Raw genomic sequence first — 10,905 nt, 5'->3', positions numbered from 1 at the left:
GTGTTCGCGGACGCGGACTGACCGAGCGTACGGCCGCCTCCAGGCGGCCGTTTCCTGCGGTGTGTTCGCGGACGCGGACTGGCCGAGCATACGCCGACCCCCAGGTCGGCGTTTCCTGCGGTGTGTTCGCGGACGCGGACTGACCGAGCATACGCCGACCCCCAGGTCGGCGTTTCCTGCAGTGTGTTCGCGGACGCGGACTGACCGAGCATACGCCGACCCCCAGGTCGGCGTTTCCTGCGGTGTGTTCGCGGACGCGGACTGACCGAGCGTACGCCGACCCCCAGGGTGCTGTTTCTGACGGGATGGGTTGCGTCGGGTGTTGGTTCCGTGGGTGGTTGTCTGACGCTCGTGTTCCGTTGGTCTGACGGGGTTTGACGTGTCCTTGCGAGAAGTATGCTAGTCCATGTCATCCGACCCCGCGTTCACCGTCGAGTGGACGGTGCCGACCGAGGACGACGAGTGGGGTGGCGGTGCGCCGACTGCGCGCCCGCGACCCCCGAGTAGCGACTCCGATGCTGCCACCATCACGGCCACGACCGACCCGGACGGCGAGCGATTGAGTGGCCGTGACCCGGCGAACCTGCCGCCGTCGCCGGTGCTGGCCGCGCGCGTCGATCATCTGCGTTCGGACCGCGACGCCGCGGAGCGACGGGTCGAGGCCGTCCGTGACCGCTACGAGACGATGCTGGCGGAGCGGAACGCGACCATCAGGGACCTGCGCGAGCGGGAGTCGCTCCTGGAGTCGCTCGTTCGGCGCGTCCGGGACGCGCTCTGAGTCGACCCGTCGGTCGTGTACGTGGGGCGGCGTATCGAGAGAAACGGTCAGTGAACGCGGGTGCGGTTACTCGTCGGCGCCGTTGAGTCGGATGACGGTGACGTCCGTGATGCGGTCGTCGGCGACGAGTTCCTCGCGCGCTGCGTCCGATATCTCGCCGTCGACGTTGTACACCGTCAGTGCCTCGCCGCCGATGGTCTGGCGAGCGTTGAACATCCCGGCGATGTTCACGTCGTACTTCCCCATGACGGAGCCGATGAGGCCGATGACGCCCGGTTCGTCGGCGTTCCGTGCGACGACCATCTTCCCGTGAGGGATGGCGTCGACGCGGAACCCGTCGATGCGGACGATGCGCGGGTCGTCGCCGTGGAAGAGCGTTCCACAGACGGAGAGTTCGTCGTCGCCGTCGCCGACCGTGACCGTGATGAGACTCTGGAAGTCCTCGCTGCTCCGGCTCTTCGATTCCGTAACCTCGACGCCGCGCTCCTCAGCGATACGCGGCGCGTTCACCGAGTTCACCTGCCATTCGAGCGGTTCGAACACGCCCTTCAGGACGCTCGCGGTGACGAGGTCGACCTCCTCCTCGGCGATGTCGCCCTCGTAGCTGACCTCGACGGACTCGATGCGCTTCCCGAACAGCTGCGCGGCGACCTTCCCGGACGTCTCGCCGAGGTCGATGTACGGTTCGACGCGCGGGAACGCCGCCTCGTCCATCGACGGCGCGTTCAGCGCGTTCATCACGGGCTCGCCCGCGAACGCCGCGACTACTTGATCAGCAGTCGACACCGCGACGTTCTCCTGAGCGGCCTCCGTGCTCGCGCCGAGATGGGGCGTCACGACGACGTCCTCCACGTCGAGCAGCGGGTTGTCCGGCGAGACGGGTTCCTCGGCGAAGACGTCCACCGCGGCGCCCGCGAGCACGCCGTCCTCGACGGCTTCGGCGAGCGCGTCCTCGTCGACGACGCCGCCGCGAGCGCAGTTCACGACGTACCCGCCCTCCAACTGCGCGAGCTCCTCGTCGCTGATCATGTCCTCGGTCTCGTCCGTGAGCGGCACGTGGACGGTGAGGAAGTCCGCGCGGTCCAGGCAGTCGTCGAGGTCGACGAGCTCCGCGCCGAGTTGCTCGGCGCGCTCCTCGCTGATGTACGGGTCGAACGCGACGAGGTCCATCCCGAGCGAGTGGCACTTCTTCGCGACCTCCTGGCCGACGCGACCGAGGCCGACGACGCCGAGCGTCTTTCCATTCACTTCGGTGCCGAGGAAGTCGCCTTTCGCCCATTCTCCGTCGCGAAGTCGGGTGTGGGCTTGCGGGATCGAGCGCGCGGTCGCGAACGCCATCGCGACCGTGTGCTCGCTGGCGGCGCGAACGTTCCCTTCGGGGGCGTTCGCGACGACGACGCCGTGCTCGGTCGCCGCGTCGATGTCGATGTTGTCCACGCCGATGCCGGCGCGGCCGACGATGACGAGTTCCGACGCGGCCTCGAACACCGCCTCGGTCACCTCGGTTCCCGAGCGCACGATGAGTCCGTTCGCGTCGGAGACCGCGGACAGGAGCGCGTCTCCTTCGACGTCGTAGGCGGTCTCGACTTCGTGGCCCGCCTCTGTGAGGCGTTCGATACCCGCGTCGGCGATGGGGTCCGTCACCAGGACCTTCATACGCGAGTCCATCATCCCACGGCCCATAACGCTTCCTTTACCATGGAGGGTGGCGAAAATTGCCGTGGTAGCCGTTCGCACGGCCAGTAGGGGGTGCACCACCGTCGGCACCGAGACCCCAGTATTTTTACGAACGGTAGTGGTTCGATTTCATATATGAACGAGGGGCGGCCGGACTCGCACCGCGGGACGCCGAACGAGACGCCCGTGAGCGCCGCGGAGACGCTGTCGCGGCGCGAGAGCGAGCGACGGTGGCCGGTCGCGCGCGACCTCGCCCTGCTCGCGTTCGGCGGGGGAATCTACGGCGTCGAGCTCGCGTTCGTCGGCCGCGTCGACTGGCCGGCGTTCGCGGCTGCGGCCGTCGCAACGGCGGTCGCCGCCGCGCTCGCGTGGCGCTGGCCACCGCTACACGACCCCGGCGACGTCCGCCGACAGGTCGCGGTGCTCGCGGGCACGCTTGCTGGTATCGTCGCCGTCGCGTACTACGTCCTCGTCGTCGACCCAGCCACGGTCCAGCGCGCGAGCGTCGGCGTCGGCTTCGTCGTCGGCATCGCCGTCGCGCGCGTCGAGCGAGCGGTCCGCGAGCCCGCCGGAACCGCGCTTTCTTGACGGGCGCGCTCCAAGCCGCGTGCAATGACGGACTTGGCGCCGGCCCTCGACACGGGCGCGGTCCGCGACGGGTCGAACGTGCTCGTCGTCGGCCCGCCGATGACGGGCAAGCGCGAGCTGCTGTACGAGGTGCTGGCGGCCGACCGCGGGAGCGACCGGGCGACCGCGTTCGTGACGACGCGGAAGGCCGCCGAGACCGTCGAGCGCGAGTACCGCGACGTCCACCCCGACGTCGCGACGCTCGCCGTCGTCGACTGCGTCACGCGCCAGCGCGGGTTCGGGCGGAACGAGGAGTCCCCGAACCGCCGGCTCGTGTCGAGCGCTGGCGACCTCACCGGTATCGGTATCGGCCTCACGGACTTCATGCGGCGGTTCCACGAGGACGACGCCCTCGCGGGGGCGAGCGTCGGGATGCACACGCTCTCGACGCTGTTGATGTACGCGGACGTCCGCCGCGTCTACCAGTTCCTGCACGTCCTCACGGGCCGCGTAGAGAGCTCGGGGTTCCTCGGCGGGTTCGTCCTCGACACGCCCGTCCCACAGGACTCGCTGGGCATCATCAAACAGCCGTTCGACGGCCTCGTCGAGGTCCGCGAGGTCGAGGACACCGGAGCGCGCGAGTACCGCGTCCGCGGCCTCCCGAGCGACGCCGGGCCGCGAGCGTGGACCGAATTCTGAACGCTACGTGGTGTCGACGCCCAGCAGCGAGTACAGGCCGCACGTGTTCGTCGCGCCCGTGATGAGCAGTATCAGCGAGAGCGCGCCCAGCACGGGTGAGAGCGCGACGGGTGCGCCGGCGATGGCGTCGCCGAGGATGGCGAGCGAGACGACGCCGAGAACCCCTCCGAGGGCGACGCGACCGATGCCGTCCGACCGACCGACGTTCTGCTCCATGCGCGACAGTATGGTATCTGGTCACAAGAGCGGTGGGTCGATTCCGAGCGCGTGAGAACGCCCGCCTGGGCCGCCGCCTGCTGGGGCGAGCGAGTCAGTCGTCGACGTCGAGGTAGTGCAGGGTCGTGTCGACGAGCGGTGACTCCTCGCGGTCGAAGACGACGACGACGCCGCTCCATTCCTCGTCGGGGAACACGGCGACGATGACCTCGTCGAAGAACCGTACCGTCGAGTTCAGTTCCCCGAAGTCGTACAGCGACTGCTCCTGGGGCGGGTCACCGAGCGCCTTCATCAGGAGCGTCTTCACGCGCTCCTCGAGTTCCGCGTCGGTGAACTGGGCGTCCACGGTGTCGCTGACGTGCACGACGTCGTACGCCTCGCCCTCGTACCGGAACGCCAGCCGGAGGGAGGCGTCGACGTTCTCGTGGAGTTCCTCGACGAGCCCGCGCAGGTTCGCGTCCTCGACGGCCTCGATGGCCTCGTCCGCTTCGTCCATGCCCGCCGGTTCGAACCACGGTGGCTTAATGGTGTGTGCGGGTTCGAGCGTCGAGGGGCTATCGAAGACCGTCCGCGCGGCGAGTTCGACCGGGACCCGGAGGCTACAAGACGCCGCCTCGCAGAGTCGTGGGTATGACGCTGGTCGCGTTCGACTTCGACGGCACTCTGTCCGATTCGGAGATGACCGTCCTGCTCGGCGACGAGTACGGGGTGGCGGACAAGATGGCGGACATCACGCATCGCGCGATGAACGACGAGCTCGGGTACGCGGAGAGCCTCCGGCAGCGCGCCGGCCTCCTCGACGGGTTGAGCGAGGAAGCGGCGGAGCGCGCGTGGGGGAACGTCCGCCTCCGCGAGGGCGCCGCGGAGGTCATCGCGGCGCTCCGCGACGCCGGCGTGACGGTCGCCATCTTCACGGGCGGGTTCGAGAAGGGCGTCGCGGCGGCGCTCGAACGCGAGGGCGTCGACGTGGACGCCATCGTCGCGAACCGTCTGCCCGTCGAGGACGGCGCGCTCACTGGCGGCGTCGAAGGGAGCCTCATCGAGGGGACGAAGGACGACGCGCTCCGCGAGTACGCGAGCGAGCACGACGTCGACCTCGCGGACACCGTCGCCGTCGGCGACGGCGCGAACGACCTCCCGATGCTCGAGGTGGCGGGGCTCGCGGTCGGGTTCGAGCCGAAACCGAACGTCGAACCGGCGTGCGACGTCACCGTCTCGTCGATGACGGAACTCCGGGACGTCCTCGAAGCCGAAGGCGTCCTCTGAATCGACTGTTCCTTCGCTATCGCGGTGTCTTCACTCGGCGAGCCACGCGAGCGGCGTGTACGTGCCGCTCGACTCGTCGGTCGGGAACGACCCGACCGTGGTCCACTCACCGCCTGCGGTCTCCCGGAGGAGTGACCCCCGGTGCGTGCCGGCGAAGAGCGTGTCTCCGTCGACCGCGGTGACGCCCGTGACGACCTCGTCTGGCGTGTCAACGTCGAGTTCGCGGAGGCCGGCCTCGGGGGTGTAGGCGAAGAATCCGGGGTCCTCGTCGGGGTCGTCCCAATTCCCCGAACTCGAGAGCGCGCCGGCGGCGTACGTCCGGCCGTCGTGGTGGAAGACGGTTCGGAAGTACCCCTGCTCGACGTCGTCGTCGAGGCGCGTCCACGACGCGCCGGCGTCGGTCGTCTCGAACAGCCCGAACCCGGTCGCGGCGAGCCACGTGTCGGCGTCGACGACCGCGAGTTCGTGGACGTCGTCGTGGACGTCTCCCGGTCGCTTGCTCCAGTCCACGCCGTCGGTCGCGTCCTCGGGTCGCGGGTCCGTGATGGGGCCGCGGCGTTCGGTCCACGTGTCGCCGCGGTCGGCGCTCGCGTGCACGCCGCCGACCTCGACGGCCGCGACGACGCCCTCCGGGTCGCCGGGGAGGCCCTTCGCGTCGCGGACGTGCGCCAGGTCCTCGTGGCGCGGGAGCCGCCAGTGCTCGCGCGAGGGGAGCGCCTGGAAGCCCTCGCGTTCGCGCCAGTCCAGCGCCGTCGGGTCGAGCGCGTCCTCGCCGTCGACGACGGCTGCGGGGACGTCCGCGGCGTACGTCGCGGCGGGACGCGTCCCGGCGTACAGCGTCTCGCCGTCGCTGCTCGCACCGACCGCGTACACCGCGTCCGCGGGGACGCCCAGGTCGACCCAGTCGTCGCCGCCCGGCGCGTGATAGAGCCCGCTCGCGGTCGCCGCGAACACGCCGTCGGGTCGCTCGGAGTCGTCGAACGACCGGACGCGCATCGCGCTGTCCGCGTCGAGAACGCGACTCGCCGTCGCTGGCTGCTCGCGTTCGAGCGCGTCGCCGAATCGGTACACGCCGCCGTCGCTCCCGACGTAGAGCATACGCGAACCCTCGGCCGGCGGGGCCTTCAGCGTTCCCGAGAACGAGTTTTTGTAGTCGCGCTGTCAGTCGCGGTCGGGTCACGCCGGTCAGGTGTCGTCGACGACGGCGTCCCGGTAGCGTTCCGCGCGCTCGCTCGGGAGGAGCATCCCGTCGGATTCCTCGACGAAGTCGACGACGCGCTCGGCGAGCACCCCGGGCGACGTGTCGGGTCGTGCGGCGACGAGGTCGCCGACGAGCGCGACCTGGTCGTTCACGCGGTCGACGAGGTACCCGACGTCCTCGACGGTCTCGACGACGTCGACGTACGCGTCCGGGTCGGCCGCGGGGTCGAGCGTCGCCGCGTCGTCGGCGGCGTGGTCGTGGACCGCTTCGACGGCTTCGACGCCGCGTTCGGTCGCCGCCTGGAGGGCCGCGAGCAGGTCGTCGACGGGGGGTGCGTCCGGGTCGCCGTCCGCGACGCGCTGGAAGTCGACGACGAGGTCGCTCTCTGGCATACGACAGCCTTCGCGGGCGACCGACAAGAGGGCGGCGGGTCGGGAGCGCTCGTCGAGTGCCGCGCGGCGTAGCGTCAGCCGACGACGCCGAGGATGCCGAGCACCCACCGGACGCCTTCGGAGAGCGAGAACAGCACGCCTTCGCCGCGCGAGACCTGGCGGCCGGACCACATGAGCGCGACGACGACCGCGACGAGTGCGACGAGCCACGTGACGGTCTCCACGACCGCCGGCGTCACCGTCATCGGTCGGGCGAGTGCGCCGACGCCCGCGACCGCGAGGACGTTGAAGACGTTGCTCCCGACGACGTTCCCGACGGACACGCCCGTTCGACCGCGGGCGAGCGCGACGAGCGACACCGCGAACTCGGGCGCCGACGTGCCCGCGGCGACGATGGTGCCGCCGACGAGCGCGTCCGAGAGCCCGTAGACGCCCGCGATGGCGACCGCGGACTCGACGAGGAAGTGGCCGCTCACGAGGACGACCGCGAGCGCGCCGACGAGGAGTGCGGCGTCGCGCACGCCGAACCCGACGGGGTCGGCCACCCGGACCGGGACCGGCGGGTCGTCCGCGGTCGACGTCGACGACCCGTCGGTCGATGCTGAACGGCCCTCGGCCGCTGCCGGCCGGCTCTCGGTCGACGCGGCTGCGGTGCCGGCACGGGCGCCCCTGAGGAGGTACGTGGTGTACGCGACGAACGCCACGAGGAGGATCGCGCCCTCGACGCGCGTGACGACGCGGTCGAGGACGACCGCCGCGAACAGTCCGGTCGCGGCGAGGAGCACGACGCCGTCCCGGCGGACGAACGCCCGGCGGACGGGGACCGCGCGTATCGTCGCGAGGACGCCGAGGACGATGGCGAGGTTGAAGATGCTCGACCCGGCGACGTTCCCGACCGCGACGTCGCCGAGGCCGACGACCGCCGCGTCCGCCGTGACGACGATCTCGGGCATCGACGTGCCCGCGGCGACGACGGTGAGGCCGACGACGACGTTCGACACGCCGAGGCGGCGCGCGAGCGAGACGGTCGCGTCCACGAGCCCGCGCGCACCGAGAGCGAGCCCGAGGACGCTGGCTGCGAACACGGCGACCTGGACGACGAGGGAGACCACCGACCGGGCGTTCTCGTCCTCGACGCAAAGGCCTTGGGCAGTCCGCAATCGGCGAGCGTCGCCCCGCCCGACCGTGCTCCGGTGCGCAGTCGGGAGGCCGGCGAGCGTCGTTCGGAGAACGGGCCTCGTCAGGAGAACAGGCTGGTGGACGACAGCTCGTCAGGAGAACAGGCTCGTGTGGACGGGTGCGTGCCGGTCGTCGCCGCCGTCGCCGTTCTCGGTGTCGGAGACGGCGCGGCCGTCGACGCCGTCGCTCAGGAAGTCACGCAGTGGTGGGCCGACGTGCTCGGGTTCGACGAGGAACGCGTCGTGGCCGTGGTCGGAGTCGACGACGTGGTGCGCGACCGGGACGTCCGCGTCGCGCGCGCTCGCCGCGAGCCCCTCGGCTTGCTCGACGGTGAAGTGCCAGTCGCCCGTGAACGACATCGCGAGCAGTTCGCCCTGGAACGCGGCGAGCGCGGCGGTGTCGCCCTCGTAGCCCGCGGCGAGGTCGTAGTCGTCCATCGCTCGCGTGAGGTAGAGGTAGCTGTTCGCGTCGAAGCGCGACGTGAACGAGTCCGCGTTGTAGTCGAGGTAGGACTCGACCTCGCGGTACGGGAAGAAGTCGCCGGCGGGGTCGCTCGGGAACCGGTCGCGCGCGTCGTTCCGGCCCGCCGCCCGGCGACCGAAGCGGTCGTCCATCGAGTCCTTCGAGAGGTACTGGAGGTGCCCGAGCTGGCGCGCCAAGGCGAGGCCGTCGTCGGGTTTCTCGTCGGCGTGGTAGTAGTCGCCGCCGTTCCACGCCGGGTCGGTCGTGATCGCTCTGCGGGCGACCGCCTCGACCGCGAGCCCCTGCGCGTCGAGCCGGGGCGCGGTGGCGACCGCGCCGACGCGGTCGACGTCGTCCGGGTAGCGTTTCGCCCAGTCGAGCGCGTTCATGCCGCCGACGCTCCCGCCGACGACCGCGTGCAGGCGACCGACGCCGAGTGCGTCCAGGACGCGGCGTTGCGTGCGCGTCCAGTCCCCGACCGTCACCGGCGGGAACTCGGTCCCCCAGCGTTCGCTCTCTCGGGCACCCTCGGCCTTCGCGGCCTCGGGCTTCTCGCTCGCCGGGCCTTCGCTCCCGTAACACGACCCGGGGACGTTCACGCACACGACGAAGTACTGCTTCGTGTCGATGGCCTTCCCGGGGCCGACGACGTCCCCCCACCAGGCGCGCGCCTGGCCCGACGTGTTCGGCGCGCTCGCGCTCTCGTCGGCGGTGTCGTCACCGCTCGACTCGTCGCCGTCGTCGCTCCCGCCGCGCTGCCAGCTGTCCCGGCCGCTTCGCCGTCGGGCGACGTGCGCGCTCCCCGTGAGCGCGTGCGTCACGAGGACCGCGTTCCCGCCGGTGAACTCGCCGTACGTCTCGTACGCGAGCGTCAGTTCGGGGACGGTCTCGCCGCACTGGAACTCGAACTCGTCGAGCGTGACGGTCTCGGTCGTCACGCGCCGTCACCTCCGCGCGTTCCGCCGTCGGTTGCGGGGGTCGCGGTCGCGGCGTCGTCGGTCGTCGCGCTCGCGATGGCCGCGTCGAGGTCCGCGAGCAGGTCCGCGGGGTCCTCGATACCCACGGACAGTCGGACGAGGTCGGGCGTGACGCCCGCGTCAGCCTGCTCCGCGGGCGAGAGCTGGGCGTGCGTCGTGCTCGCGGGGTGGATGACGAGCGTCTTCGCGTCCCCGATGTTCGCGAGGAACGACGCGAGGTCGACGGCCTCGCAGAAGCGCTTGCCCGCGGCGTAGCCCGCGGGGCCGGGCGTCTCCTCGCTCCCCGCGAGACCGAACGCGATCATGCCGCCGTAGCCGCCGTCGAGGTACTCGCTCGCGTTGTCGTGCGTCGGGTGGGAGTCGAGGCCGGGGTGGGTGACCCACGCGACGTCGTCGTGCTCCTGGAGGTAGTCGGCGACGATGCGGGCGTTCTCGCAGTGCTTGTTCATGCGGAGTTCGAGCGTCTGGAGGCCCTGGAGGGTCTGCCAGGCGTCGAACGGCGACTGCTGGTCGCCGAGCGACCGCAGCGAGCGGTAGCGGACGGCGGCGGCGAGCGGCGCGTCGGGCGCGTACTCGCTGAAGTCCGTGTCCGGATAGGCGGGGTTCGGGCCCGCGACCTCGGGGTAGTCGTGCGCTCGCCAGTCGAAGTTCCCGGTGTCGACGACGACGCCGCCGACGGTGGTGCCCGACCCGTGGAGCCACTTCGTCGTGGACTCCCAGACGACGTCGACCCCATGATCACCAGGGTTGCAGAGCGCGGGCGTGGCGAACGTGTTGTCGGCGACGAGCGGGACGCCGTGCTCGTGGGCGACCGCGCTGATGGCGTCGAAGTCGGGCGTCACCAGCGAGGGGTTGCCGACGGTCTCGACGTGCACGAACGCGGTGTCGTCGTCGACGGCGTCGCGGTAGGCGTCGACGTCGAGGGTGTCGACGAACTCGACGTCGATGCCGCGGCGCGAGGCGGTATCTCGGAGGTACGTGGTGGTGCCGCCGTAGGTGTCGTTCGAGCAGACGACGGTGTCGCCGGCTTCGGCGAGGACGAGGGTGAGGGCGTCGAGCGCGGCCATCCCGGACGCGGTCGCGACCGCGGCAGGGGCGTCGTGGAGGCTGGCGATGGCGTCCTCGAGGCGCTCGGTGGTGGGGTTGGAGATGCGCGAGTAGATGTGGCCGCGGTCCTCGAGCGCGTAGCGGTCGGCGGCGGTGTCGGCGTCGGGGAACTCGTAGCTCGTGGTCTGGTGGAGTGCCGGTGCGCGCGCGCCGGTCGCGGGGTCTGCGGGGCCGTCGGCGTGGACGGCGCGCGTCCCGAATCGCGTGCCATCGCGGGGGTCACCGCCGGGGCGTGTGCCGGCCGCGTCCGTGCCCGTGGCGTCGTCGGCGTCGGCGTCCTCTGTCATGTTTAGAAGTAATATATCTCTACGAATCTATAACCAGCAGTTACGGCAAGTTTCGCTATCGCGTGCTACCACGGCACGTGACACCGGGCGCACCCGG

At 70.9% G+C, this 10,905-nt stretch carries 12 protein-coding genes; 4 read left to right on the top strand and 8 right to left on the bottom strand.

The window, feature by feature from the left end:
* Window positions 1–406: 406 nt before the first annotated feature.
* Window positions 407–778, top strand: coding sequence for a hypothetical protein (locus tag VYJ16_RS07260; RefSeq protein ID WP_336349617.1), 372 nt, complete (start codon window positions 407–409; stop codon window positions 776–778).
* 66 nt (window positions 779–844) lie between these two features.
* Here VYJ16_RS07260 and serA read toward each other — a convergent pair whose 3' ends face one another.
* Window positions 845–2,434, bottom strand: coding sequence for a phosphoglycerate dehydrogenase (gene serA / locus VYJ16_RS07255; RefSeq protein WP_336349616.1), 1,590 nt, complete (start codon window positions 2,432–2,434; stop codon window positions 845–847).
* A gap of 156 nt (window positions 2,435–2,590) precedes the next feature.
* Here serA and VYJ16_RS07250 point away from each other — a divergent pair, with 156 nt between their 5' ends.
* Complete coding sequence (locus VYJ16_RS07250) at window positions 2,591–3,043, top strand: hypothetical protein (RefSeq protein ID WP_336349615.1); 453 nt, start codon at window positions 2,591–2,593, stop codon at window positions 3,041–3,043.
* Between the two features lie 24 nt (window positions 3,044–3,067).
* Window positions 3,068–3,721, top strand: coding sequence for a DUF7504 family protein (locus VYJ16_RS07245; RefSeq protein WP_336349614.1), 654 nt, complete (start codon window positions 3,068–3,070; stop codon window positions 3,719–3,721).
* Window positions 3,722–3,724: 3 nt separating this feature from the next.
* Here the strand turns inward: VYJ16_RS07245 and VYJ16_RS07240 are convergent, their stop codons facing one another.
* Together VYJ16_RS07240 and VYJ16_RS07235 are read right to left on the bottom strand one after the other, a co-directional pair.
* Window positions 3,725–3,937 carry a YgaP family membrane protein gene (locus VYJ16_RS07240; protein ID WP_336349613.1) on the bottom strand — a complete coding sequence of 71 codons (213 nt, stop codon included), beginning with the start codon at window positions 3,935–3,937 and terminating at the stop codon, window positions 3,725–3,727.
* 94 nt (window positions 3,938–4,031) lie between these two features.
* The gene (locus VYJ16_RS07235; RefSeq protein WP_336349612.1) at window positions 4,032–4,433 is read right to left on the bottom strand and encodes a DUF7522 family protein; all 402 of its coding nucleotides are present in this window, start codon (window positions 4,431–4,433) and stop codon (window positions 4,032–4,034) included.
* Between the two features lie 134 nt (window positions 4,434–4,567).
* Between VYJ16_RS07235 and serB the strand changes: the two genes are divergently transcribed.
* Window positions 4,568–5,203, top strand: a complete 636-nt coding sequence (gene serB / locus VYJ16_RS07230; RefSeq protein WP_336349611.1) for a phosphoserine phosphatase SerB — start codon at window positions 4,568–4,570, stop codon at window positions 5,201–5,203.
* Window positions 5,204–5,233: 30 nt separating this feature from the next.
* On the opposite strand, the gene VYJ16_RS07225 is transcribed toward serB, so the two are convergent.
* The 5 genes from VYJ16_RS07225 to VYJ16_RS07205 form a co-directional block, all read right to left on the bottom strand.
* Window positions 5,234–6,301, bottom strand: coding sequence for a WD40/YVTN/BNR-like repeat-containing protein (locus VYJ16_RS07225; RefSeq protein WP_336349610.1), 1,068 nt, complete (start codon window positions 6,299–6,301; stop codon window positions 5,234–5,236).
* An 87-nt stretch (window positions 6,302–6,388) separates the two neighbouring features.
* Entirely contained in the window at window positions 6,389–6,796 is a 408-nt protein-coding gene (locus tag VYJ16_RS07220) for a hypothetical protein (protein ID WP_336349609.1), read from the bottom strand.
* Between the two features lie 74 nt (window positions 6,797–6,870).
* On the bottom strand, window positions 6,871–7,908 hold the full coding sequence (locus VYJ16_RS07215) for a calcium/sodium antiporter (RefSeq protein ID WP_336349608.1): 1,038 nt from the start codon (window positions 7,906–7,908) through the stop codon (window positions 6,871–6,873).
* Between the two features lie 159 nt (window positions 7,909–8,067).
* Window positions 8,068–9,375, bottom strand: a complete 1,308-nt coding sequence (gene metX, locus VYJ16_RS07210; RefSeq protein ID WP_336349607.1) for a homoserine O-acetyltransferase MetX — start codon at window positions 9,373–9,375, stop codon at window positions 8,068–8,070.
* Window positions 9,372–10,808, bottom strand: coding sequence for an O-acetylhomoserine aminocarboxypropyltransferase/cysteine synthase family protein (locus VYJ16_RS07205; protein ID WP_336349606.1), 1,437 nt, complete (start codon window positions 10,806–10,808; stop codon window positions 9,372–9,374). The genes metX and VYJ16_RS07205 overlap by 4 nt, the downstream gene beginning before the upstream one ends.
* Window positions 10,809–10,905 lie beyond the last annotated feature (97 nt).

The sequence above is a fragment of the Halorubellus litoreus genome, assembly GCF_037081675.1.
GTDB lineage: Archaea > Halobacteriota > Halobacteria > Halobacteriales > Natrialbaceae > Halorubellus > Halorubellus litoreus.
Note: the sequence above shows the minus strand (reverse complement) of the source record. Positions and strands in the feature narration are given on the sequence as shown.

What these genes read in the sequence shown, in the direction of transcription:
- VYJ16_RS07220 (WP_336349609.1), bottom strand. Translation starts at nt 6,796, where the DNA reads ATGCCAGAGAGCGACCTCGTCGTCGACTTCCAGCGCGTCGCGGACGGC.
- VYJ16_RS07225 (WP_336349610.1), bottom strand. Translation starts at nt 6,301, where the DNA reads ATGCTCTACGTCGGGAGCGACGGCGGCGTGTACCGATTCGGCGACGCG.
- VYJ16_RS07245 (WP_336349614.1), top strand. Translation starts at nt 3,068, where the DNA reads ATGACGGACTTGGCGCCGGCCCTCGACACGGGCGCGGTCCGCGACGGG.
- VYJ16_RS07235 (WP_336349612.1), bottom strand. Translation starts at nt 4,433, where the DNA reads ATGGACGAAGCGGACGAGGCCATCGAGGCCGTCGAGGACGCGAACCTG.
- VYJ16_RS07240 (WP_336349613.1), bottom strand. Translation starts at nt 3,937, where the DNA reads ATGGAGCAGAACGTCGGTCGGTCGGACGGCATCGGTCGCGTCGCCCTC.
- VYJ16_RS07205 (WP_336349606.1), bottom strand. Translation starts at nt 10,808, where the DNA reads ATGACAGAGGACGCCGACGCCGACGACGCCACGGGCACGGACGCGGCC.
- VYJ16_RS07260 (WP_336349617.1), top strand. Translation starts at nt 407, where the DNA reads ATGTCATCCGACCCCGCGTTCACCGTCGAGTGGACGGTGCCGACCGAG.
- serA (WP_336349616.1), bottom strand. Translation starts at nt 2,434, where the DNA reads ATGAAGGTCCTGGTGACGGACCCCATCGCCGACGCGGGTATCGAACGC.
- VYJ16_RS07250 (WP_336349615.1), top strand. Translation starts at nt 2,591, where the DNA reads ATGAACGAGGGGCGGCCGGACTCGCACCGCGGGACGCCGAACGAGACG.
- serB (WP_336349611.1), top strand. Translation starts at nt 4,568, where the DNA reads ATGACGCTGGTCGCGTTCGACTTCGACGGCACTCTGTCCGATTCGGAG.